This window comes from Mycobacterium sp. E1214 (assembly GCF_001666755.1).
Lineage (GTDB): Bacteria > Actinomycetota > Actinomycetes > Mycobacteriales > Mycobacteriaceae > Mycobacterium.
Window position 1 is genome coordinate 36,075 of the sequence record NZ_LZJC01000095.1, and the last position, 22,260, is coordinate 58,334.

Genomic DNA, 22,260 nt, shown 5'->3' on the forward strand with positions numbered 1-22,260 from the left:
GCACAGGCCACGCATAGCGACCGCGGGTAATCTTTGGTGCATGCGTACGACATCCAAAGTGGCCGGCCTGATCGCCCGGGGGCTGCTGGTGGCGACCGCCGCGACCGTGATCGCGCTGCCCGTGGCGGGCACCGCCGACGCGGCCCCCTGCAACCAGACCGTGGGGCAGTCGATCGACTCGTACCTGCAACGGCATCCCGACATTCACGCGCAGCTGCAAGCCAGGTCCGAGGCTGAGGGCGGCGGCCCCAACGTCCTGGACTACCTGAACCGGCATCCCGACGTGCGGCAGCACCTGATCGACCTGTCGCAGCGGTGCACGTCGTAGTGAGCCGCGCTCGTCGTCGATGACCGCGGACGACACGCGGGAATGTTCGCCATTGACGAAAAAGTAGAACACGTTCTAGCGTCAAGGCGTGTTCTCTGAACCCCTGACGTCCGCGATCGCCGAGGCCGAGGCTCTGGTGGCCGCCGCGCCGTTCATCGAGTCCGAGGCCGACCTGCTGGAAGGGCTGCAGTACCTCGCCGGCTGCGTCTCGGGCTGTGTGCATCTGGCGTTCGACTACGACCGCGATCACCCCTTCCTGCAGTCGGGCACCGGGCCGTTCACCAAGATGGGCCTGGACAACCCGGACACGCTCTACTTCGGCACCCGTGTGCACGCCGGCCACGAGTACGTGGTCACCGGCCGGCGCGGCACCACCACCGACCTGAGCTTCCAGCTGCTCGGCGGTGAGTACACCGACGACTTCGTGCCCGTCAGCCAGGCCGCCTTCGACGACCGCGAGCTGCAGATCGACGCGGACGGCGCGTTCGAGTGGCGGGTCCGACCGACCAACGCGGGACAGCTGGTGATCCGCGAGGTCTACGGCGACTGGGCGGCCCAGCGCGGCACGCTCGCCATCTCCAGGCTCGACACCGCCGGCACCGCGCCGCCGCCGCTGACTCGCGAGCTGATCGAAAAGCGCTACGCCACAGCCGGAAAGCAACTGGTGCAGCGGGTGAAGACCTGGCTACAGTTTCCGCAGTGGTTCTATGACAATCTGCCGGTCAACACCATGGTGGCGCCGCGGTTGACCCCGGGCGGGCTGGCGACCCAGTATTCCTCGGTGGGTCATTGGGACCTGCGACCCGACCAGGCGCTGATCATCACCATCCCGGTCAGCGACGCCCCCTACCTCGGCTTCCAGCTGGGCAGCCTGTGGTACATCTCGCTGGACTACATCAACCACCAGACCTCGCTGAATAACACTCAGGCACAAGCGGATCCGGATGGCAAGGTCCGCATCGTCGTCTCGGACGGTAACCCGGGTGTCACGAACTGGGTGGAAACCCTCGATCACCGACGCGGCTACCTGCAATTTCGCTGGCAGCGGGTGTCTCGCGAGCTGACCGAGGCCGACGGGCCCACCGTCGAGCTGGTCGACCTCGACGCGGTGGCAAGCAAGCTGCCCTACTTCGAGCAGAATAAGATCTCCGAAGACGATTGGCGCGCTCGAATCGCCCTGCGCCAGCAACAGATTCAGGCAAGGATGTTGGGATGACGAAGCTGCTCGACGGCAAGGTGGTGGTCATCAGCGGCGTCGGCCCCGGCCTGGGCACCACGCTGGCGCACCGGTGCACGCGCGAAGGCGCGGACCTGGTCCTGGCTGCCCGCACGCCGGAACGCCTGGACGACGTCGCCAAACAGATCGCCGACCTCGGAGGCCGGGCCGTCACGGTGCGCACCGACATCACCGACGACGACCAGGTCAGCAACCTCGTCGACGCCACCCTGGAGGCCTACGGCAAAGTCGACGTGTTGATCAACAACGCGTTCCGCGTGCCGTCACTGAAGCCGTTCTCCGGCACCAGCTTTCAGCATATTCGCGACGCGATCGAGCTCAGCGCGCTGGGCGCGCTGCGGCTCATCCAGGGGTTCACGCCGGCGCTGGCCGAGTCGAAGGGCTCGATCGTCAACGTCAACTCCATGGTGCTGCGGCACTCGCAGGCGAAGTACGGCGCCTACAAAATGGCCAAGTCGGCGCTGCTGTCGATGTCGCATTCGCTGGCCACCGAGCTGGGCGAGCAGGGAATCCGGGTCAATTCCGTTGCGCCGGGCTATATCTGGGGTGAGACGCTGCAGGGCTACTTCAACCACCAGGCAGGCAAGTACGGCACCACCGCCGAGCAGATCTACCAGGCCACTGCCGCCGGCTCCGACCTGAAGCGACTGCCGACCGAGGACGAGGTGGCCTCGGCGATCCTGTTCATGGCCAGCGACCTGTCCAGCGGCATCACCGGACAGACCCTGGATGTCAATTGCGGGGAGTACCACACCTGATGCCGCCATCGACGATGCAGAGCGCGAGGCGATGAGAAGGAGATGGCGGAGATGACGGGTGAGCGCACCAACGTCGGCACCGTCGAGGACCTGCACGCGTCGGCGACCAAGCTGGTCGGCCTCGATGACTTCGGGGTCGACGACGACAACTACCGCGAGGCCCTCGCCGTGCTGTTGGAGTCCTACCAGCGCGACGCGGGACTCACCGAGTTCGGCAGCAAGATGAATCGGTTCTTCCTGCGCGGCGCGCTGGTGGCCAGGCTGTTCTCCGAGTCCGCCTGGAAGCAGTACCCGGAGCACGCCGACGTCGGCATCGAGCGGCCGATCTTCGTCACCGGGCTGCCGCGCACCGGCACCACGATCCTGCACCGGCTCCTGGGCGCGGACCCGCTGCACCAGGGCCTGCACCTGTGGCTGGCGGAGTTCCCGCAGCCGCGGCCGCCGCGCGACACCTGGGATTCCAATCCGTGGTACAGCCAATTGAACGCCCAGTTCGACAAGGCTCACGCCGAGAATCCGGAGTACACCGGCCTGCATTTCATGGCCGCCTACGAGCTCGAGGAGTGCTGGCAGCTGCTGCGGCAGTCGCTACATTCGGTGTCCTACGAGACGCTGGCGCACCTGCCCACCTATTCGCAGTGGCTGTCGCGGCAGGACTGGACACCGTCGTATCAGCGGCATCGGCGCAACCTGCAGTTGATCGGGCTCAACGACGCCGGCAAGCGGTGGGTGCTCAAGAATCCCAGCCACCTGTTCGCCCTCGACGCGTTGCTGGCGACGTATCCCGACGCGTTGGTGATCCAGACCCACCGGCCGGTGGAGACCATCCTGGCGTCGATGTGTTCGCTGGCCCAGCACACCGCCGAGGGCTGGTCGACGACGTTCTCCGGTGCCCAGATCGGTGCCGACGCCATGGAGACCTGGTCGCGGGGCTTACAGCGCTTCAACACCGAGCGCGCCAAACACGACGCGGCCCAGTTCTATGACGTCGACTACCACGACCTGATCGCCGATCCGCTCGGGACGGTCGCCGGCGTGTACCGCCACTTCGGCCTGGAGCTGACCGACGAGGCCCGAAAGGCCATGGAGGACAGCCACGCCGAGAGCCAGACCGGCGCGCGGGCCCCCAAGCACAAGTACTCGCTGGCCGATTACGGCCTTACCGCCGAAGAGGTCAAGGAGCGCTTCGCGGGCCTGTGAGCGCCGCGCCGGGGTGACTGCCTGCCGGGGTGCCCTGCCGCTCGCCGCGCTTGCCGCGCTCGCCGCCGCGCTTGCCGCTAGGCGTTGTCGCTATGAGGCGGGCACAAACCGATATGCCCTGCTGGCCGGGGCCGGTGCGGCCCATGGGACCGGTGGGACCAGAGTCAGTCCTCGTCGTCCGGGGCGCCGTCGAGATAGCCCTCGGCGACCGCGTGCTCGATGCTGTCGCTCAGTTTCGGGCACGAGCGCGTCCGGGCGGTGTCGCCGCCGGACTCGCGCACCTCCGTGAAGTAGGCGCAGCGCTGCCACGCCTGGGTGTTCCATTGCACCGCGGTGTGCCCGGGCCCGAGCCGGCGGACCGTCACGCTGACGTGGCAGAACCGGCAGTCGACCGGCAGCAGCCCCGACGTGAGATACCGCTCGCGGTCCGCGCGGCTGGCCTCACGGACCGCGGCCGCCCGCTCCGGGTCGTTCGCGAAATCCCTTGACTTCGACCAGGATCGAGACCCGCCCTCGCGGGCCGGCCTCTCCTCGTGGTCGTGCCCGTCGCCGTGCAGCAACAGCATCGACCGCGCCAGCTGGTCGACGTCGGGCACCGCCGACTGATCGTCAGGCATGGGCGTCAGTGTTGTTCGGCGGGAACGTCTTCGGCCGCCTCCGACTCGGCTTCCCGGGCCTTGAGGTTCTGCTCGACCTCGGCGTTCCAGTACTCGTTGGCCCTGGTGGTGTCCACCTCGATCTCGAAGCGCTCCACCATCTCCGGCTCGATGTCGGCGACGTCGACGTAGAACTGCTGATACCAGCGGCGCAGCTGATAGACGGCACCGTCCTCCTCGACCAGCAGCGGGTTGTCGATGCGGGTCTTGTGCTTCCAGATCTCGACGTCCTGCAGGAAGCCCTTGCTGACGCCCTCGGTGAAGACGCGCGACAGCTTGTCGGTCATCTTCTCGTCCATGCCCTTGGGCTTTTCGACGATCACGCCCCATTGCAGCACGAACGAATTCTGGGTCACCGGATAGTGGCAATTGATCAGGATCGACTCGGCCTTGTAGCCGCCGTAGCTGTTGTGCAGCCAGTTGATCATGAACGACGGCCCGAAGTAGGACGCCTCGGAGTCCAGATGCGCCTCACCGTAAGACGTGCCGAGGTCGTTGACGTCGGGCCGGCCCACGTTGTGCAGGTACTGCGAGGCGATGTGACCCTCGAACACGTTCTTGAAGTACGTCGGCAACCCGAAATGGATGTAGAAGAAGTGCGCCATGTCGGTGACGTTGTCGATGATGTCGCGGCAGTTGGAGCCCTCGATGAGGATGCGGTTCCACCGCCACTCGGTCCACTCGTCGCTGTGCGACTCCGGGATGTCGGGGATGCGGACGGCAGGGTCGGGCGGGTTGTTCTCGTGGTCGTGCCAGACGAACAGCAGGCCCCCGCGCACGTCGGTCGTCCACGCCCGGGTCCGCGCCGTCTTGGGCGTCCGCTTCGCGTACGGCACCAGCTTGCAACGGCCGTCACCGCCCCAGCGCCAGTCGTGGAACGGGCAGGCGACCTCGTCGCCTTTGATGGTGCCCTCGGACAGGTCGCCGCCCATGTGCCGGCAGTAGCCGTCGAGCACCTTGATGTCGCCCTGCGAGTCGGCGAAGACCACCAGCTTGGTGCCGAACGCCTCCACCGGGTGCGGCTTGCCGTCCTGGAAGTCCTTCGCGACGCCCAGGCAGTGCCAGCCGCGGGCGTACCTGGTCGGCAGGGCGCCGGGATCGATCTCCCGGATGCCGACCGCCTTGGTGTCGGTACTCACCAGTCACCTCCAACTCGCAGGACCTCTAACTAGAACACGTTACAGTTTTGCGGCGGGGGCGCGCAACGACGCGGCCCGTGACTGACGCCTCCCGCAACGGCGGCGGCCCGTGACGGACGCCTCCGGCAACGGCGGCGGCATGCGGTGACGGCCGCGCCGGCTGCGACATATGCGCGTTGGTGTATATCTAGACGATGCCGCTGTATGCCTTCGAGGGGCGGGCGCCGCGGGTCGATCCCACCGCGTTCGTCGCCCCGACCGCCACCCTGATCGGCGACGTCACCGTCGAGGCCGGGGCCTCCATCTGGTTCAACGCCGTCCTGCGCGGCGACTACGGCCCCATTGTGGTGCGGGAGGGCGCCAACGTCCAGGACGGCTCGGTGCTGCACGCGCCGCCGGGCATCCCGGTCGACATCGGGCCCGGGGCCACCGTGGCGCATCTGTGCGTCATTCACGGCGTGCACGTCGGGCCCGAGGCGCTCATCGCCAACCACGCCACCGTGCTGGACGGGGCCGTGATCGGCGCGCGCAGCCTGATCGCCGCGCACTCGCTGGTGGTCGCCGGCACGCATATCCCCGCTGGCGTGTTGGCGGTTGGCTCGCCGGCGCAGGTGAAGGGGCCCATCGCGGGAACCGGCGCGGAGATGTGGATCAACGTGAACCCGCAGGCCTACCGCGACCTCGCGCAGCGGCACCTGGCCGGCCTCGAGCCGATCTAGGCCTTGCGGGTGTTGGCCGCCGCGCGCTCCATCTCCCAATAGGCGCGCAGGGCGACCAGCTGGCCCTCGTCGTTGGCTTTGTAGGTGAACACGCCCTCGGCGGTCGTGACGTAGTCACCGGTGGTGATGAGGATGTGGCCGACGTTGGCCTCCTCGTTGCCGCACTGGTAGGTGTCGTTGAAGACGAATTCGATCTTGGTGGTGGGGGCGATGGCCTTGTCCCAGAAGTCCGAGATCGCGGCCCGGCCGCGGTGGCCCTTGCCCTCGGGATCGAAGGCCGACGGCCCGATCGGGTCCTCGACGACGGCGTCGTCGGCGAACACCGCCAGCCACGCCTGCTTGTCCCGCGCCGCGACGGCCTCGCGGGAGCGGCGGCCCGCCTCGTGCGCGGGGTGCTCAGTCATTCACGCACCGACTTTTTCGGGCGTCGGCTTGTCCGCCCCGACCACCCACATGGAGTAGTACTGCGAGCCGCCGCCGTAGGCGTGCCCCAACGCCTTTCGCGCGTTGGGCACCTGGTGGTCGCCGCCCTTGCCCATCACCTGGATCGCCGCCTCGGCGAAGCGGATCAGGCCCGACGCGCCGATCGGGTTCGACGACAGCACGCCGCCCGAGGGGTTGACCGGCAGCCGACCACCGATCTTGGTTTCGCCCGCCTCGGTGAGCTTCCAGCCCTCGCCCTCGGGGGTAAAGCCGAGGTTCTCCAGCCACATCGGCTCGAACCAGGAGAACGGAACGTATATCTCGGCCGCGTCGATCTCGTCGATGGGGCTCTCGATGCCGGCGGCCTTCCACAGCGCGGCGGCCGCGTCGCGGCCGGCCTGCGGGCTGACCTGGTCGCGCCCGGCGAATTGCAGGGGCTCGGTGCGCAACGCGGTCGCGTGAATCCACGCCACCGGATGTCCTTGCGACAGCCGGGCTTCCGCGGCCTGCTCGTCACCGATCACGACGGCGGCCGCGCCGTCGGACGACGGGCAGGTCTCGTCGTAGCGGATCGGGTCCCACAGCATCGGCGATGCCATCACCTTCTCCACGGTGATGTCGGCTTGCTGCAGGTGCGCCAGCGGATTCTTGCTGCCATTGAGCCGGTCCTTGACCGCGACCATGGCCCCGATGTTGGTGGGCGCGCCGGAGCGGCGGATGTAGGAACGCACGTGCGGGGCGAAGTAGCCACCCGCACCGGCGCCCACCGGCTTGATGAAGGGAATCGGAATCGACAACGCCCACATGGCGTTCGACTCCGACTGCTTCTCCCACGCCATCGCCAGCACGCGCTTGTACTTGCCCGACTGCACCAGGCTGGCGGCCACCACGCCGGTGGAGCCGCCGACCGAACCGGCGGTGTGCACCCGGATCAGCGGCTTGCCCGTGGCGCCCACGGCGTCGGCCATGAACAGCTCCGGCATCATCACGCCCTCGAAGAAGTCGGGGGCCTTGCCCACCACGACGGCGTCGATGTCGTCGAAGGTCGATCCCGAGTCGGCCAGGGCGCGGTCGATCGCCTCGCGCACCAACCCGTTCATCGAAACGTCCTGGCGCTTGGCCACATACTTCGTCTGTCCGGTACCCAGTACCGCGGCGAGGTTCGCTCCCGCACCGGCCATCAGTTTTTCCCTTCCATGACCGCAACCAGGTTCTGCTGAAGCGCGGGGCCGCTGGTGGCGTGCGCCAGCACACGCTCGGCCGATCCGCTCCAGATATGTTGTGCTGCAAAGCCGATACGTTCCAGACCTGCGACGAACATCGGGTTGGCCGCCAGCGCGCCACCGGACGGGTTGACCTTGGTCGGCCCCGGAATCCGAATGGCCTCCTCCAGGATCAGGTGCTGATGGGTGAAGGGCGCGCAGATTTCGGCGACGTCGAGGTTGTCGGTCCGGCCACCCGTGGCGACATGTGCCGCCGCCTTGGTCGACGGCGACTCGGTCAGGTCGCGCAGACCCAGGGCGGGGGACTCGATGCGGTGCTCGATTCCCGTGATCCAGGCCGGGTTTTCGCGCAGTTCCCGCGCCCGGTCGTCGGCGGCCAGGACGATTGCGGCGGCACCGTCGGTGATCGGCGCGATGTCGTGCCGGCGCAACGGCTCGGCGAAGAACGGCCGCTCGAGCAGCTCCGCGACGCTGATCGAGCCCTCCACGTTGTCCACGCGGCGCGCGTTGGCGAAGGAGTCGAAGGCCACCCGCGCCATCTGCTCCTGCGTCCACTTGCCGGCGTCGAGGCCCATCCGGGCCTGCAGCCCGGCCATCGAGATCGAGTCCGGCCACAGCGGCGCGACCGTGTAGGGGTCGGTCTGGCGCGACAGGATCTGACGCAGGATCCCGGCCGAGGACTTTCCGAAGCCGTACACCAGCGCGGTCTCGACCTCACCGGTGAGGATCTTGATGTAGGCCTCGTAAAGTGCCCAGGCCGCGTCCATCTCGACGTGCGACTCGTTGATCGGCGGCACGGCGCCGATCGAGTCGATGGCCGAGATGAACGAGAAAGCCCGGCCGGCAAGGTAATCCGAGGAGCCCGAGCACCAGAAACCGATGTCGGCCCTGGTGATGCCCAAGTCCTCGTACAGTTGGCCGAAGCACGGGATCAACATCTCCACGCCGTTGGTGGTGCCGTCGGTGCGGCGGACATGCGGGGCGTGGGCAAAGCCGACCACCGCAACGTTGCGAGCGCTCATGTGTTCTAAGCCCTTTACAGGTGGTGCTTGTAGGTGTCGTACTCCGCGTCCGGTTCCCCGGTCGGCCGGAAGTACTCGATGTTGTCGATCCCAAATCCCCACTCGTCGCGAGGTTTCCAGACCGCCTCGACCCGCATGCCCATGCGCACCTCGTGCGCGTCGATGTCGGCGACCAGGTGCAGGAACGGGATGTCGGCGCCGTCGAGCAGCACGTAGGCCGCCACGTAGGGCGGCTTGATGCGCTGACCCTGGAACGGGATGTTGATGATGGCGAACGTCGTCACCGTGCCCTTGTCCGGCAGCTCGACGAAGTCGGTGGTCGGCTGGCCGGTGGCCGGGTCCGCGCCGTGGGGCGGGAAGTAGACCTTGCCGTGTTCGCCGGTCTTGGCGCCCAGCAGCCGGCCCTGCGCGATGGCGCGCAGGTAGGCGCTCTCCTCGTGCGAGGCGGTGTGCTGGATGGTCAGCGAGATCGGCGTGACCACCATGGTAACCGGATCTTGTTCGGCGCCAGCCTGTTCCGACACCGGTTCCGCCTCGTCGCCCAACTCGAAGTAGGCGATGTCGGTGATGGCGCCCACCGGCTCGTCGGCCCAGTGCACGTGCACCCTGGAGCCGGTGCGAATGTTCGTGGGCTCGCCGGCGTCCACCGCATGCAGCAGCGGCGTGTCCGCCCCGTCGAGCGTGATGAGCGCCCACGCGAACGGCCGGTCCAGCGGTTGGCCCTCGATCGGGTCGGGCTGCCACGCCCAGGACACGACGGTGCCGACGCTGGACACCGGTACCATCTCGCCCAGCGGCTCGTAGGTGACCGGGTCATATTCCGCCGGCGGAACATGCACCCGGCCATCGGATCCGCGTACCCCCAGCACGTGACGGTCGCGCAGTGCGGTGAAGAACTTGCCCAGCGTCGGACCGACCGAACGGGTGTAGTCGAAGGACAGGGTTAACGGCGCGGAGAGAGGCGGCTCGGAGTGATCGATGGTGGTCGGGCCGCTCGAAGTGGCTGTCACGCCATCGAGTAGAACAGGTTCTAAGAACCGTTTCAACATCGGGTCTGCCGGAAGGGCGAGGACTATGAAGCTGGGACTGCAACTTGGGTATTGGGGCGCGCAGCCGCCGCAGAACCACGCCGAACTGGTCGCCGCCGCCGAAGCGGCTGGATTCGACGCCGTCTTCACCGCCGAGGCATGGGGGTCCGACGCGTACACGCCGCTGGCCTGGTGGGGCTCGTCGACCCAGCGGCTGCGGCTGGGCACGTCGGTGGTGCAGTTGTCCGCGCGCACCCCGACGGCGTGCGCCATGGCCGCGCTGACGCTCGACCACTTGTCCGGCGGTCGCCACATCCTGGGCCTCGGCGTCTCGGGCCCGCAGGTGGTGGAGGGCTGGTACGGCCAGTCGTTCCCCAAGCCGTTGGCCCGCACCCGCGAATACGTCGACATCATCCGCCAGGTGTGGGCCCGGGAGAAGCCCGTGACCAGCGACGGCCCGCACTACCCGCTACCGCGCACCGGCGAGGGCACCACGGGCCTGGGCAAGCCGCTCAAGCCGATCACGCACCCGCTGCGCGCCGACATCCCGATCATGCTCGGGGCCGAGGGCCCGAAGAACGTCGCGCTGGCCGCCGAGGTCTGCGACGGCTGGCTGCCCATCTTCTACACGCCGCGCATGGCCGACACCTACAACGAGTGGCTCGACGAGGGCTTCGCGCGGCCCGGCGCGCGCCGCGGCCGCGAGGACTTCGAGATCTGCGCGACGGCCAACATCGTCATCACCGAGGACCGGCCCGCCGCGTTCGCGGCCATGAAGCCCTACATTGCGCTGTACATGGGCGGGATGGGCGCCGAGGACACCAACTTCCACGCCGACGTCTATCGCCGGATGGGTTACGCGGAAGTGGTCGACGACGTCACCAGGCTGTTCCGTAGCAATCAGAAGGACAAGGCCGCCGAGATCATCCCCGACGAGGTCATCGACGACGCCGCGATCGTCGGCGATGTCGACTACGTGCGTAAGCAGATCAAGGCGTGGGAGGCCGCCGGAGTAACGATGATGGTGGTGTCGGGACGCAGTACGGAGCAGGTCCAAGAGCTGGCGACCCTGATCTGACCGACGCGCGCCACCGAGTAGAACACGTTCTATTTTCCTTGCCAGCGGCTTAGAACGCGTTCTAGATTGTCCGGATGACACGCCCGAGCACGCCGCCGCGCGGCGACGCGCCGGGCGGTCGACCCGGGGCCGGGCGGTCAGCCGAGCGGGTGGGCGTCGTCGAAGGTCATCTCGACGTGGCCGACCGAACCGCTTACCATCGCCCGCCGCGGCAGTCCCAACGACGCGAGTTCCTTGGCGTAGGGGTGCTCGCCCAACCGCAACGTCGCGCCGCCGAGCCGGCCGCGCGCGCCGCGGACCCGCATCTCCCAAGGCACCTCGCGGGTGGTGCCGTCGGCGTGCGTGTAGGTCTTGAGCACCTGCGGGCGCGAGGTGAGCACCGACGGCACCGGCACGGCCCGGCCGAAGTCGATGCCGGCGATGTGCGCGCCGTCGGCGCTGACGTCGAACCCGAACCGGCCCCCGTGTTCCCGAACGGTGAACTCGGCCATGATCTTCGGGAAACCCCAGATGGAGCGCCCCGCCTCGAGAGTGAAGCTCTGGTCGACCGGCAGGTGGTGGATCAGCGCGGCCGCCGCACCCAGCGCCCGCAGCCCCCGCGCGTTCGACCCGGGCGGATTGACCATCACCGCGGTACCGAACTCGTGGTACTGCCCCAGATCACCGTCGACGTAGCGCACCAGCATCAGGTTGACGACGGCGCGCCCCGGGCGGTGTTCGCACACTCGCAACCCGCTGTAGTCGATAAGCCGCTGGGCCGCTTGGGCATCGACGGAAAACATCGCGGTGTGCACGTCGGCCTTGCGGATCCGCACCGGCATGGTGAGCACCGTCCCGGCGACGATGTGTTGTGAACTAGGCATGGCGGTTACTGTAATCCTTTCGTTAACCTTTGGAGGCCCTCAATGACGACGACCATCCCCGACGCGATCCGCGACATCGACCTGGCCGACGGCAACTTCTATGCCGATCGGGCCGCTTCGCGCGAGGCGTATCGCTGGATGCGCGCCAACCAGCCGGTGTTCCGCGATCGCAATGGGTTGGCCGGCGCCACCACGTATCAAGCCATCCTCGACGCCGAGCGTAACCCGGAGTTGTTCTCGAGCACCGGCGGGATCCGCCCGGACCAGCCGGGGATGCCGTACATGATCGACATGGACGATCCCGCACACCTGTTGCGGCGCAAGCTCGTCAACGCCGGTTTCACCCGCAAGCGGGTCAAGGAGAAGGAACCGTCGATCGCCACGCTGTGTGACACCCTGATCGACGCGGTGTGTGAGCGCGGCGAGTGCGACTTCGTGCGCGACATCGCGGCCCCGCTGCCCATGGCGGTCATCGGCGACATGCTCGGCGTGCTGCCCGAGGAGCGCGGCATGCTTTTGAAGTGGTCGGACGACCTGGTGTGCGGGCTGAGTTCGCACATCGACCCCGCCTCAACGGAATTCCAGACGGTGATGAACGCCTTCGCCGCCTACACCGCGTTCACCATGGACATCATCGCCAAGCGGCGCTCCGAGCCCACCGAGGACCTGTTTTCCATCCTGGTCAACGCCGAGGTGGAGGGGCAGCGGATGTCCGACGACGAGATCGTCATGGAGACGCTGCTGATCCTCATCGGCGGTGACGAGACCACCCGGCACACCCTCAGCGGCGGCACCGAGCAGCTGGTGCGCCACCGCGACCAGTGGGACGCGTTGGTGCGTGATCCGTCGTTGCTGCCGGGCGCCATCGAGGAGATGCTGCGCTGGACCTCGCCGGTGAAGAACATGTGCCGAATCCTGACGGCGGACACCGACTTTCACGGCACGGCGCTGCGCGAGGGCGAGAAGATCATGCTGCTCTTCGAGTCGGGCAACTTCGACGAGAACGTGTTCGACGACCCGGATGCTTTCGACATTCGGCGAAACCCGAACAGCCACATGGCGTTCGGGTTCGGGTCGCATTTCTGCCTGGGTAACCAGTTGGCCCGGCTGGAGTTGTCGATGATGACCGAGCGAGTGCTCAAGCGACTGCCCGACCTGAGGCTGGCCGACGACGACTCGACGCTGCCGCTGCGCCCGGCGAACTTCGTCAGCGGCCTGGAGTCGATGCCGGTGGTGTTCACCCCCAGCGCGCCGCTGCTGAGCTGACGCGTTCTGGTCGCGAGCGTAAGGCCACTGCGAGAACTCGCGGAGATTTCCGCAGTGGCCTTACGCTCGCGAGCGATGATGCCTTTGCCCGCGAGCGGCCGGCTACTTGTTCTGGAAGTTGGGCTTGCGCTTCTCGGCGAACGCGCGGGGGCCTTCCTTGGCGTCGTCGGACAGGAAGACCTTGATGCCGATCTGGGTGTCGATCTCGAAGGCGTCGTTCTCGTGCATGCCCTCGGTCTCGCGGATCGCCCGCAGGATCGCCTGCACGGCCAGCGGCCCGTTGTTCTCGATGATCTCGGCGATCTCCAGCGCCTTGGCCAGCGCCTGCCCGTCCGGGACGACGTGCCCCACTAGGCCCATCTCCTTGGCCTCCGCGGCGGTGATGTGCCGCCCGGTCAGCAGCAGGTCACAGGCCACGGTGTAGGGGATCTGGCGCACCAACCGTACCGCGGAGCCGCCCATCGGGTACAGGCTCCACTTGGCCTCGGAGATGCCGAACTTGGCGCTCTCGCCGGCGATGCGGATATCGGTGCCCTGCAGGATCTCGGTGCCCCCGGCGATGGCGGGCCCTTCCACGGCGGCGATCAACGGTTTGGTGAGCCGGCGGCCCTTGAGCAGCGCGTCGATTCGTGACGGGTCGTAGCTGCCGTCCTTGAAGGATTCGCCCGGCGGCTTCTTGGTTGCCGCCTTGAGGTCCATGCCGGCGCAGAAGTAACCACCGGCGCCGGTCAGGATGCAGCACCGGATGTCGGGATCGTTGTCGACGCGGTCCCAGGCCTGGACCATGATTTCCATCATTTCCGTGCTCAGCGCGTTGCGCGCGTGCGGCCGGTTCAGGGTGACGATGAGGGTGTGTCCGCGCTGCTCGACGATCGCGTCGGGACCCGATTGTTCGTTTGCTGGAGCCTCGACCACGGCTGCCGCCTTTCCCTCGTCAATGAGCATGAGCTTGTCAAGAAATGTAACACGTTCTAATTTGGTGGCCGTGGCCCTGAATATTGCCGATCTCGCAGAGCACGCCATCGACGCTGTGCCCGACCGTGTCGCCCTGATCTGCGGTGACGAGAAGCTGACCTACGCCGAACTCGAGGAGAAGGCCAACCGGCTGGCGCACTACCTCCTCGACCAGGGCGTGCGCAAGGACGACAAGGTCGGCCTGTACTGCCGCAACCGCATCGAGATCGTCATCGCGATGCTGGGCATCGTCAAGGCCGGCGCCATTCTGGTCAACGTCAACTACCGCTACGTCGAGGGCGAGCTGCGCTACCTGTTCGACAACTCGGACATGGTCGCGCTGGTGCACGAACGCCAGTACTCCGACCGGGTGGCCAACGTGCTGCCGGACACGCCCGACGTCAAGACGATCCTGGTGATCGAGGACGGCAGCGACAACGACTACCAGCGCTACGGCGGCGTCGAGTTCTACTCCGCGATCGCGCAGGGCTCGCCGGAGCGCGACTTCGGCGAGCGCAGCGCCGACGACATCTACCTGCTCTACACCGGCGGCACCACCGGCTTCCCCAAGGGCGTGATGTGGCGCCACGAGGACATCTACCGGGTGCTGTTCGGCGGAACCGACTTCGCCACGGGCGAATTCATCGCCGACGAGTACGACCTGGCGAAGGCCGCGGCCGCCAACCCGCCGATGGTGCGCTACCCGATTCCGCCGATGATCCACGGCGCCACCCAGTCGGCCACCTGGATGTCCATCTTCTCCGGTCAAACCACCGTCCTGGCACCGGAATTCAACGCCGACGCGGTGTGGCGCACCATCCACGACCACAAGGTCAACCTGCTCTTCTTCACCGGTGACGCCATGGCCCGGCCGCTGCTCGATGCGCTGCTGGCCCATCAAGACAAGGGCAACGAATACGATCTCTCTTCGCTGTTCCTGCTCGCCTCGACCGCCGCGCTGTTCTCGCCGAGCATCAAGGAGCGGCTGCTGGAACTCCTGCCGAACCGGGTGATCACCGATTCCATCGGTTCCTCGGAGACCGGCTTCGGCGGCACCAGCATCGTCGCCCAGGACGCCCCGCACAGCGGCGGGCCGCGGGTAACCATCGACCACCGCACGGTCGTGCTCGACGACGACGGCAACGAGGTCAAGCCGGGCTCGGGCGTCCGCGGGTTCATCGCCAAGAAGGGCAACATCCCCGTCGGCTACTACAAGGACGAGAAGAAGACCGCCGAGACGTTCAAGACGATCAACGGGGTGCGCTACGCCATCCCGGGCGACTGGGCGCTGGTCGAGGAGGACGGCACCGTCACCATGCTGGGCCGCGGGTCGGTGTCGATCAACAGCGGCGGCGAGAAGATCTACCCCGAAGAGGTCGAGGCGGCGCTGAAGGGCCATCCCGACGTGTTCGACGCCCTGGTCGTCGGCGTGCCCGACCCCCGCTACGGCCAGCACGTGGCCGCGGTCGTGCAGCCGCGGGCCGGCTGCCGGCCGTCGCTGGCGGACCTCGACGCGTTCGTGCGCTCCGAGATCGCGGGCTACAAGGTGCCGCGCAGCCTGTGGCTGGTCGACGAGGTCAAGCGGTCGCCGGCCGGCAAGCCCGACTACCGGTGGGCCAAGGAACAGACCGAGGCGCGCCCGGCCGACGACGTGCACGCGAGCCACGTGACCGCCTGACACTTGACCGACTTCGTCAAGCGGCACCCCGACGCGCCCGAGGGTTTCTTCGGCTGGGAGGCCGCGGGGCTGCGCTGGTTGGCGAGCGTCGACGGCGGTGTGCCGTGCGCCCGTGTCGTCGCTCACGACGCGAGCAGCCTGACGCTGCAGCGGCTGGAATCGGTGGCCCCGAGCCCCGCGGCGGCGCGCGAGTTCGGTGGCCGGTTGGCCGTGACGCACGACGCCGGCGGAGCCGCGTTCGGGGCGGGGCCCGACGGCTGGGACGGGCCGGGCTTCTTCGGCCCGCTGGCGCAGCCACTGCCGATGTCGCTGCGCCGACGCGAGCGCTGGGGCGAGTTTTACGCCGACGAGCGGCTGACGCCCATGGCCGAGCTCGCCGCGCCTCGGCTCGACGCGTCGACGCGGGCCGCGCTCGACGCGGTTGGGCGGCGCTGCCGGGCCGGCGATTTCGACGACGACGAGCACCCGGCGCGGCTGCACGGCGACCTGTGGAGCGGCAACGTGATGTGGACGCCGGCCGGGGTGGTGCTGATCGATCCCGCCGCGCACAGCGGGCACCGCGAGACCGACCTGGCCATGCTGGCGCTGTTCGGCTGCCCGCACCTCGATGAGATTCTGGACGCCTATGGGCGGGTGCGCCCGTTGCGGGCAGGCTGGCGCGACCGGATCGGGCTGCATCAGCTGTTCCCGCTGCTGGCACACGTCGTGTTGTTCGGCGGCGGGTATGCGCGGCAGACCGAGGCCGCCGCCCGCGCCGCGCTCGCCGCCTGACCGGCTCAGCTAGGTTGGAGCCGATGACGATCGACGTCTGGATGCAGCATCCCACCGCGCGGTTCCTGCGCAGCGACATGCTGGCGTCCCTGCGCCGCTGGACCGGTGATGCACTCCCCGACGGCGACATCCCGATCGAGGCGACGGTCGCGGCGATGGACGCCGCCGGTGTCGGACTCGGCATCCTCAGCGCCTGGCAGGGCCCCAACGGGCAGGACCTGGTCTCCAACGACGAGGTGGCGCAGTGGATTCGGTCGCAGCCGAACCGGTTCGTCGGCCTGGCGGCGGTGGACCTGGACCGCCCCATGGCGGCCGTGCGGGAACTTCGGCGCCGGGTGGGCGAAGGATTCCGGGGCCTGCGGGTGGTGCCGTGGTTGTGGAACGCGCCGCCCACCGACCGCCGCTACTACCCCCTGTTCGCCGAGTGCGTGCAGCTCGGCGTGCCGTTCTGCACCCAGGTGGGGCACACCGGCCCGCTGCGCCCCTCCGAAACCGGCCGTCCGATCCCCTACATCGATCAGGTGGCCCTGGACTTCCCGGAGCTGGTGATCGTCTGCGGGCACGTCGGCTACCCGTGGACCGAGGAGATGGTCGCCGTGGCCCGCAAACACCCGAACGTCTACATCGACACCTCCGCCTACACCGTGAAGCGGTTGCCCGACGAGCTCGTCAGATTCATGAAGACCGGCACCGGTCAACGAAAGGTGTTGTTTGGCACCAACTATCCGATGATCGCCCACCAGCATGCGCTGGCGGGACTGGACGGGCTGGGCCTGACCGACGCGGCGCGCCGCGACTTTCTGCACGACAACGCCGTGGGCGTCTTCAACCTGGAGGGAATCGCGTGAACGGTGCGCAGGCGTTGATCAACACCCTGGTCGACGGGGGGATCGACGTGTGCTTCGCCAACCCGGGCACGTCGGAGATGCACTTCGTCGCGGCTCTGGACGACGTTCCCGACATGCGCGGCGTGCTGGTCCTTTTCGAAGGCGTCGCCACGGGAGCCGCCGACGGCTACGCCCGCATGGCCGATCGGCCCGCCGCCGTGCTGCTGCACCTGGGCCCGGGGCTGGGCAACGGCCTGGCCAACCTGCACAACGCACGGCGGGCCCGGGTGCCGATGGTGGTGGTCGTCGGCGACCACGCCACCTATCACAAAAAGTACGACGCCCCACTGGAATCCGACATCGACGCCGTCGCGGGCACGGTGTCGGGGTGGGCGCGCCGCACGACGAGCACCGCCGCCGTCGCCACCGACACGGCCGAGGCCATCGCGGCGAGCCGGTCGGGTCCGCGCATCTCCACCCTGATCCTGCCCGCGGACGTGTCCTGGTCCGACGGGGCGCGGCCGGCCGGGCCGCTGCCCGCGCAGCCGGCGGGCGCCGAGCCGCGGTTGGCGTTCGAGGTGGTCGAGGTGCTGCGCTCGGGGGAGCCCACCGTGCTGATGATCGGCGGTGACGCCACCCGCGGCCCCGGCTTGGCCGCCGCGTCGCGCATCGCGCAGGCGACCGGGGCGCGGTTGCTGTGTGAGACGTTCCCCACCCGGCTGGAACGCGGCGCCGGTGTTCCCGCGGTCGAGCGCCTCGCGTACTTCGCCGAGGCCGCCGCCGCGCAACTCGACGGCGCCAAGCACCTCGTGCTGGCCGGCGCGAAATCGCCGGTGTCGTTCTTCGCCTACCCGGGCATGCCGAGCGACCTCGTGCCCGCCGGCTGCGAGGTGCACCTGCTCGCCGAGCACAGCGGCGCCGCCGAGGCGCTGAGCGCGGTGGCCGACGAGGTGGCACCCGGAACGAGCGCGTCGGTGGCGGCCGCGTCGCGCCCCGAAAAGCCCACCGGCGCTTTGACGGCCGCATCGGCGGCCGCCGTGATCGGGGCGCTGCTGCCCGAGCGGGCGATCGTGGTCGACGAGGCCAACACGTCCGGGGTGCTGTTGCCGACGGCCACCGCGGGAGCGCCGGCCCACGACTGGCTGACGCTGACCGGTGGGGCGATCGGCTACGGCATTCCCGCCGCGATCGGGGCTGCGGTGGCAGCGCCCGGTCGACCGGTGCTGTGCCTGGAGTCCGACGGCTCGGCGATGTACACGATCTCGGGACTGTGGACCCAGGCGCGGGAGCGCCTCGACGTCACGACCGTGGTCTACAACAACAGCGCCTACGACATCTTGCGGATCGAACTGGCGCGGGTGGACGCCGGATCGGCACCCGGGCCCAAGGCGCTGAACCTGCTGGATTTGGCAAGGCCCACAATGGATTTCGTGAAGATCAGTGAGGGCATGGGCGTGCCGGCCCGGCGCGCCAGCACCGCCGAGGAGTTCACCGAAGCCCTGCGCGCGGCCTTCGCCGAGCCGGGACCGCATCTGATCGAGGCGGTCGTCCCCTCAATAACGGGCTAACCCGGGCAGCCGGCTCAGCAGCCACTCCGACAAAGTGTCGAGCACCGCGACGCCGGTCTCGAAGACGCCGTCGTGCACCTCGGCCGCCAGCGCCACGCCCCACTGCCCCGACGGCGTCGGCACGATGCCGAACTGCCGGACCAGGTACTCGCCCCGCACCCCGGGGCCCCATCCTCCCTTGGCCGCATAGCCTTTCGCGGCCAGGCCCCAGCGCTGCCCGGCACTCAGGCGCTGCATGAGGTCGACGACGTCGGCCGCGTCGGGGATCGACGGCAGCTCCGCCGCGAATCTCGCCTGCCGCTGCAGGGTCCACTGGGTCTGCCCGAAGGCGGTGAATCCGCGTCGCAGCCGCCGCGATTCGACCACGGTCGCGGTGTCACCGCCCTCGGCGATCACGCCCTGCACGCGCCGCGCGGCATCGGCCGGACCGCCCAATTGCGCCCACAGTTGTTCGGACGCTTGGTTATCCGATTCGGTGATGGCCTTGACCGCGAGATCCTTGGCCCGCAGCCAGTCGCTGCGCAGCGCCGCGATCGCCAGCGGCACCTTGATCGTCGACCAGGCGACGCCGGACCACCAACGGCCCAGCGAATACGTCCGGTCCGGGCGCGCCACGGCGATGCCCACGTCGGCCGGCACCGTAGCGGACAACTGCTCGAAGCTCGCCTCCAGCGCGAGCTCGAGGGGCCGCGCGCTCACGCGGCGGTCATCCGGGAGGGCAACGGCGGCGCAGCGGCGGTGCTTTGAGCCGGCGCGGCAACCATCGCCTCTCCCTTCCGTCCCGACGTGTGCAGTGCCCCATTATCGTCGACCCACCCCGGCGCACCGGGCAGCGCACGCCGGTCGAGGGCGCACCCACGGCGGCGGCTAACCCGGCGGCGGCGGCAGCGGCAACCCCTCGGGCGGCGGCGGTTCCCACGTCTGCGGTGGCGGCGCCGGATCGGCGACGGCCACACCGGCGCCTACGGCCAACGCGGCGCCCAGAGAACCGGCCAGCACCCAGCCGGCAACCGCCTTCGCACTCTTCATCAAGCCGCCAGATTCCCTTTCTGGGCGCGGGCCAAACCCGGCCGCGCTAGCGGGGGATCGACAGGATCGGGTCGGCGCAGTCGAAACCCTGGGCGGCCAGCTGCCGCTTGAGCACCTTAAAGGTGACGGTGCGCGGGAGAGCGGCGCTGATCCGGACGTGCGCGGGCCACTGTTTGGGTCCAAGGTCGGGCTGCTCGGCCAGGAAGGCGCGGAACTTCTCGGCGTCCAACTCGGCCCCCGGCGCCAGCACCAGCGCGGCCATCACCTGGTCGCCGACCACCGGGTCGGGCACCGCGTAAACCGCCACTTCGACGACGTCCGGGTGCCGCAACAGCACCCGCTCGATCGGTGCCGCCCCCAGGTTCTCGCCGTCGACCCGCATCCAATCACCGAGGCGCCCAGCGAAATAGGCGTACCCGGCGTCGTCACGGTACGCCAGGTCACCCGAGTGATACGCCCCGCCCGCCATCCGCTCGGCCTCGGCCGCCGGGTCGTTGTAGTAACCCTCGAAGCGGCCGGGGCCGGCGGTGTTCACCAGCTCCCCGACCACCCCCACCGGGCACGGCTCGCCGGTTTCGGGGTCGATGATGTCGATGCCCTCGGGCAGCGGGCCCAGCGCGCCGTCCGGCGTGTCGGGGGTGCGTGCGATCGCCACGCCGCCCTCGGTGGAGCCGAACCCGTCCTGCACCACGCACCCGAACCGGCGGGCGAAGCGTTCGATGTCCGACGGGACGCCCTCGTTGCCGTACACCGCGCGCAGCGGGTTGTCGGCGTCGTCCGGCCGCTGCGGCGTGGCCAGCACGTAGGACAGCGGTTTGCCGACGTAGTTGGCGTAGGTCGCGTGGTAGCGGCGGACGTCGGGCAGGAAATTCGACGCGGAAAACTTGCGCCGCAACGCCATCGACCCTTGGCAGGCCGCCGCGACCGCCCAACCGACCAGCACCGCGTTGGAGTGGAACAGCGGCATCGACACATAGCAGACGTCGTCACCGCCCAGCCCGAACCGCTGCGACATCGTCACCCCGGCGATCGCCACCTTGCCGTGGCTGACCTTGACCGCCTTGGGTTCACCGCTGGTGCCCGAGGTGAAGATCAGCATGAACAGGTCGCTCGGTGACGCCGACTGGAACGTCGGCGGTACGTCGGGGTGCGCGCCGACCTCCTCGGCCCATTGCGGGGAGTCCACGTCGATATGCTCGATGCCGGCCAGCGTTTCGGCGGACTTCGCGTCCGCGAGCACCAATTGGCAATCGGCGCGGGCGATGTCGCGCTGCAGCGCCTCCCCGCGGCGCACCGGGTTCAGGCCCACCGGCACGATGCCCGACATGCCCGCCGCCACCAGCATGGCCGAGAAGAACGGGGTGTTCTCCAGCAGGACCCCGACATGCGGCGGGTGGGCGGGGTCGAGCCGGGTGCGCAGCGCGGCGGCCACCGCCGCGGCGTGCCGCAGGTGCTCGCGCCAACTGATGAACGAGTCCTCGAAAAACAGGCCCCGATCGTCGATCTCGGTCAGCGGCACCAGCAGCTTGGTGACGGTCAGGTCGTCGGCGAGATCCATCGCGCGTTAAGCGGGCGTCTCCGCCAGCTCGCGGCCGATGCGGCGCAGCTGCGCGGTGGCACCGCCCAACGCGAACTCGGCTTCCTTGGCGGCCAGGAAGTATCGGTGCACCGGGTGATCGGTGTCGACGCCCACACCGCCGTGCACGTGCACGATCGTGTGCGCCACCCGGTGCCCCGCGTCCGCGGCCCAGAACGCCGCACTGGCGACGTCGATCTCGGCCGGCACGTCCTCGGATACCCGCCACCCCGCCTGGGTCAGGGTCAGCCGCAGGCCCTTAACGTCGATGTAGCCGTCGGCCAGTCGCTGCGCGACCGCCTGGAAGCTGCCGATCGGACGGTCGAATTGCTCACGCTCGCGGGCGTATTCGGCCGTCAGCTGCAATCCCCGCTCGAGCACGCCCAGCTGGAAGGCGCTGCGCCCCAACGAGTTCAGGGTGTCGAGCCAAAGCACCACCTCGGCGCCCCCGACGACCCGGTCACCGGCGACCTCGGTTCCGTCCAGCGTCAAATGCCCGACGCTACCCAGGCCGGTGGTCTCCAGGGCGGTGACCGAGACGCCCGGGTCGCCGGCGGCGACCAGGAAGACCTTGGTGCCGCCATCGGTCTCGGCGGGCACCAGGAACGCGTCCGCCACCGGGCCGAAACCGACCTGGGTCCGCGCGCCGGTGAGGCGGTAGCCGTCGCCGGCGGCGGCGGCCCGCACCGGCCCGTCGCCCATGTCACCCAGCAGCGCGGCGGTCAGGATCTTCTCACCGCCTACCGCGGGTGCGCCCCACTGTTGTTGCAGCGCTTCGCTTCCGAAGCGGGCCAGCGCCCCGGCGCCCAGCGTCGGCGGCGACGGGTTCGGTGCCCTCGAGCAGATCGCCATCCTCGTCGCGCTGGGCCACCAGCTGGCCGCGGTGCCCTACCTGGAGTCGGTGGTGCTGGGCGCCG

22 protein-coding genes and 2 pseudogenes are annotated in these 22,260 nt (G+C 68.9%); 12 read left to right on the forward strand and 12 right to left on the reverse strand.

Annotation, left to right across the window (positions count from 1 at the left end; translation table 11 throughout):
• Nucleotides 1–40 precede the first annotated feature (40 nt).
• The 4 genes from A5700_RS13580 (at nt 41) to A5700_RS13595 (ending at nt 3,523) form a co-directional block, all read left to right on the forward strand.
• Nucleotides 41–328, forward strand: a complete 288-nt coding sequence (locus A5700_RS13580; RefSeq protein WP_068065887.1) for a hypothetical protein — start codon at nt 41–43, stop codon at nt 326–328.
• Between the two features lie 88 nt (nt 329–416).
• Entirely contained in the window at nt 417–1,544 is a 1,128-nt protein-coding gene (locus A5700_RS13585) for a hypothetical protein (protein WP_068065889.1), read from the forward strand.
• Nucleotides 1,541–2,323, forward strand: coding sequence for an SDR family oxidoreductase (locus A5700_RS13590; protein WP_068065892.1), 783 nt, complete (start codon nt 1,541–1,543; stop codon nt 2,321–2,323). The genes A5700_RS13585 and A5700_RS13590 overlap by 4 nt, the downstream gene beginning before the upstream one ends.
• A gap of 51 nt (nt 2,324–2,374) precedes the next feature.
• A complete protein-coding gene (locus A5700_RS13595; protein ID WP_068065959.1) occupies nt 2,375–3,523 on the forward strand; it encodes a sulfotransferase in 1,149 nt (382 codons plus the stop codon).
• Between the two features lie 164 nt (nt 3,524–3,687).
• On the opposite strand, the gene A5700_RS13600 is transcribed toward A5700_RS13595, so the two are convergent.
• Both A5700_RS13600 and A5700_RS13605 read right to left on the reverse strand, forming a co-directional pair.
• Nucleotides 3,688–4,140 (reverse strand): hypothetical protein, encoded by a 453-nt coding sequence (locus tag A5700_RS13600; RefSeq protein ID WP_068065894.1) that lies wholly within the window; start codon nt 4,138–4,140, stop codon nt 3,688–3,690.
• 5 nt (nt 4,141–4,145) lie between these two features.
• On the reverse strand, nt 4,146–5,318 hold the full coding sequence (locus tag A5700_RS13605) for a Rieske 2Fe-2S domain-containing protein (protein WP_068065897.1): 1,173 nt from the start codon (nt 5,316–5,318) through the stop codon (nt 4,146–4,148).
• Nucleotides 5,319–5,512: 194 nt separating this feature from the next.
• Between A5700_RS13605 and A5700_RS13610 the strand changes: the two genes are divergently transcribed.
• Nucleotides 5,513–6,037: a gamma carbonic anhydrase family protein gene (locus A5700_RS13610; protein WP_068065901.1), complete on the forward strand. Its 525-nt coding sequence runs from the start codon at nt 5,513–5,515 to the stop codon at nt 6,035–6,037.
• On the opposite strand, the gene A5700_RS13615 is transcribed toward A5700_RS13610, so the two are convergent.
• The 4 genes from A5700_RS13615 to A5700_RS13630 are packed head-to-tail and all read right to left on the reverse strand — an operon-like array spanning nt 6,034 to nt 9,715.
• Entirely contained in the window at nt 6,034–6,441 is a 408-nt protein-coding gene (locus tag A5700_RS13615) for a nuclear transport factor 2 family protein (RefSeq protein ID WP_068065904.1), read from the reverse strand. The genes A5700_RS13610 and A5700_RS13615 overlap by 4 nt on opposite strands.
• Nucleotides 6,442–7,641 (reverse strand): thiolase domain-containing protein, encoded by a 1,200-nt coding sequence (locus tag A5700_RS13620; protein WP_068065907.1) that lies wholly within the window; start codon nt 7,639–7,641, stop codon nt 6,442–6,444.
• Nucleotides 7,641–8,705, reverse strand: a complete 1,065-nt coding sequence (locus tag A5700_RS13625; RefSeq protein ID WP_068065910.1) for a thiolase domain-containing protein — start codon at nt 8,703–8,705, stop codon at nt 7,641–7,643. Before A5700_RS13625 ends, A5700_RS13620 begins: the two co-directional genes overlap by 1 nt.
• Nucleotides 8,706–8,719: 14 nt before the next feature.
• Nucleotides 8,720–9,715 (reverse strand): Zn-ribbon domain-containing OB-fold protein, encoded by a 996-nt coding sequence (locus A5700_RS13630; RefSeq protein WP_068065914.1) that lies wholly within the window; start codon nt 9,713–9,715, stop codon nt 8,720–8,722.
• 64 nt (nt 9,716–9,779) lie between these two features.
• Here A5700_RS13630 and A5700_RS13635 point away from each other — a divergent pair, with 64 nt between their 5' ends.
• Nucleotides 9,780–10,811, forward strand: coding sequence for an LLM class F420-dependent oxidoreductase (locus tag A5700_RS13635; RefSeq protein WP_068065917.1), 1,032 nt, complete (start codon nt 9,780–9,782; stop codon nt 10,809–10,811).
• 137 nt (nt 10,812–10,948) lie between these two features.
• Here A5700_RS13635 and A5700_RS13640 read toward each other — a convergent pair whose 3' ends face one another.
• Complete coding sequence (locus A5700_RS13640; protein WP_068065920.1) at nt 10,949–11,674, reverse strand: acetoacetate decarboxylase family protein; 726 nt, start codon at nt 11,672–11,674, stop codon at nt 10,949–10,951.
• Between the two features lie 42 nt (nt 11,675–11,716).
• Between A5700_RS13640 and A5700_RS13645 the strand changes: the two genes are divergently transcribed.
• Nucleotides 11,717–12,940 (forward strand): cytochrome P450, encoded by a 1,224-nt coding sequence (locus A5700_RS13645; protein WP_068065923.1) that lies wholly within the window; start codon nt 11,717–11,719, stop codon nt 12,938–12,940.
• 102 nt (nt 12,941–13,042) lie between these two features.
• Here the strand turns inward: A5700_RS13645 and A5700_RS13650 are convergent, their stop codons facing one another.
• A complete protein-coding gene (locus A5700_RS13650; protein ID WP_156671213.1) occupies nt 13,043–13,885 on the reverse strand; it encodes a crotonase/enoyl-CoA hydratase family protein in 843 nt (280 codons plus the stop codon).
• A 34-nt stretch (nt 13,886–13,919) separates the two neighbouring features.
• Between A5700_RS13650 and A5700_RS13655 the strand changes: the two genes are divergently transcribed.
• From A5700_RS13655 to A5700_RS13670, 4 genes are read left to right on the forward strand one after another with little or no spacing between them, the layout of a single operon-like run.
• The gene (locus A5700_RS13655) at nt 13,920–15,572 is read left to right on the forward strand and encodes an acyl-CoA synthetase (protein ID WP_068065927.1); all 1,653 of its coding nucleotides are present in this window, start codon (nt 13,920–13,922) and stop codon (nt 15,570–15,572) included.
• Nucleotides 15,573–15,575: 3 nt separating this feature from the next.
• On the forward strand, nt 15,576–16,343 hold the full coding sequence (locus A5700_RS13660; protein WP_068065931.1) for a fructosamine kinase family protein: 768 nt from the start codon (nt 15,576–15,578) through the stop codon (nt 16,341–16,343).
• Nucleotides 16,344–16,366: 23 nt separating this feature from the next.
• Complete coding sequence (locus A5700_RS13665; protein ID WP_068065938.1) at nt 16,367–17,191, forward strand: amidohydrolase family protein; 825 nt, start codon at nt 16,367–16,369, stop codon at nt 17,189–17,191.
• On the forward strand, nt 17,188–18,738 hold the full coding sequence (locus A5700_RS13670) for an acetolactate synthase large subunit (protein ID WP_068065941.1): 1,551 nt from the start codon (nt 17,188–17,190) through the stop codon (nt 18,736–18,738). The genes A5700_RS13665 and A5700_RS13670 overlap by 4 nt, the downstream gene beginning before the upstream one ends.
• Here the strand turns inward: A5700_RS13670 and A5700_RS13675 are convergent.
• The 4 genes and pseudogenes from A5700_RS13675 to A5700_RS13685 all read right to left on the reverse strand — a co-directional run.
• Complete coding sequence (locus A5700_RS13675) at nt 18,724–19,437, reverse strand: serine hydrolase (RefSeq protein WP_068065944.1); 714 nt, start codon at nt 19,435–19,437, stop codon at nt 18,724–18,726. The two genes, A5700_RS13670 and A5700_RS13675, sit on opposite strands and share 15 nt — an antisense overlap.
• A gap of 168 nt (nt 19,438–19,605) precedes the next feature.
• Nucleotides 19,606–19,767 carry a hypothetical protein gene (locus tag A5700_RS26610; RefSeq protein WP_197502724.1) on the reverse strand — a complete coding sequence of 54 codons (162 nt, stop codon included), beginning with the start codon at nt 19,765–19,767 and terminating at the stop codon, nt 19,606–19,608.
• Nucleotides 19,768–19,813: 46 nt separating this feature from the next.
• Nucleotides 19,814–21,325, reverse strand: coding sequence for a long-chain-fatty-acid--CoA ligase FadD17 (gene fadD17 / locus A5700_RS13680; RefSeq protein ID WP_068065947.1), 1,512 nt, complete (start codon nt 21,323–21,325; stop codon nt 19,814–19,816).
• Nucleotides 21,326–21,331: 6 nt separating this feature from the next.
• Nucleotides 21,332–22,153, reverse strand: a pseudogene (locus A5700_RS13685) (acyl-CoA dehydrogenase family protein); the annotation flags it as partial.
• On the opposite strand from A5700_RS13685, the pseudogene A5700_RS26115 reads away from it, so the two are divergent.
• Nucleotides 22,071–22,260, forward strand: a pseudogene (locus A5700_RS26115) (hypothetical protein); the annotation flags it as partial. The pseudogenes A5700_RS13685 and A5700_RS26115 overlap by 83 nt on opposite strands.

Bases quoted from the DNA above. Each gene is read 5' to 3' on its own strand.
- A5700_RS13610 (WP_068065901.1), top strand. From the start codon at position 5,513: ATGCCGCTGTATGCCTTCGAGGGGCGGGCGCCGCGGGTCGATCCCACC.
- A5700_RS13590 (WP_068065892.1), top strand. From the start codon at position 1,541: ATGACGAAGCTGCTCGACGGCAAGGTGGTGGTCATCAGCGGCGTCGGC.
- A5700_RS13620 (WP_068065907.1), bottom strand. From the start codon at position 7,641: ATGGCCGGTGCGGGAGCGAACCTCGCCGCGGTACTGGGTACCGGACAG.
- fadD17 (WP_068065947.1), bottom strand. From the start codon at position 21,325: ATGGATCTCGCCGACGACCTGACCGTCACCAAGCTGCTGGTGCCGCTG.
- A5700_RS13650 (WP_156671213.1), bottom strand. From the start codon at position 13,885: ATGCTCATTGACGAGGGAAAGGCGGCAGCCGTGGTCGAGGCTCCAGCA.
- A5700_RS13615 (WP_068065904.1), bottom strand. From the start codon at position 6,441: ATGACTGAGCACCCCGCGCACGAGGCGGGCCGCCGCTCCCGCGAGGCC.
- A5700_RS13665 (WP_068065938.1), top strand. From the start codon at position 16,367: ATGACGATCGACGTCTGGATGCAGCATCCCACCGCGCGGTTCCTGCGC.
- A5700_RS13645 (WP_068065923.1), top strand. From the start codon at position 11,717: ATGACGACGACCATCCCCGACGCGATCCGCGACATCGACCTGGCCGAC.
- A5700_RS13580 (WP_068065887.1), top strand. From the start codon at position 41: ATGCGTACGACATCCAAAGTGGCCGGCCTGATCGCCCGGGGGCTGCTG.
- A5700_RS13595 (WP_068065959.1), top strand. From the start codon at position 2,375: ATGACGGGTGAGCGCACCAACGTCGGCACCGTCGAGGACCTGCACGCG.
- A5700_RS26610 (WP_197502724.1), bottom strand. From the start codon at position 19,767: ATGAAGAGTGCGAAGGCGGTTGCCGGCTGGGTGCTGGCCGGTTCTCTG.
- A5700_RS13640 (WP_068065920.1), bottom strand. From the start codon at position 11,674: ATGCCTAGTTCACAACACATCGTCGCCGGGACGGTGCTCACCATGCCG.
- A5700_RS13625 (WP_068065910.1), bottom strand. From the start codon at position 8,705: ATGAGCGCTCGCAACGTTGCGGTGGTCGGCTTTGCCCACGCCCCGCAT.
- A5700_RS13635 (WP_068065917.1), top strand. From the start codon at position 9,780: ATGAAGCTGGGACTGCAACTTGGGTATTGGGGCGCGCAGCCGCCGCAG.
- A5700_RS13600 (WP_068065894.1), bottom strand. From the start codon at position 4,140: ATGCCTGACGATCAGTCGGCGGTGCCCGACGTCGACCAGCTGGCGCGG.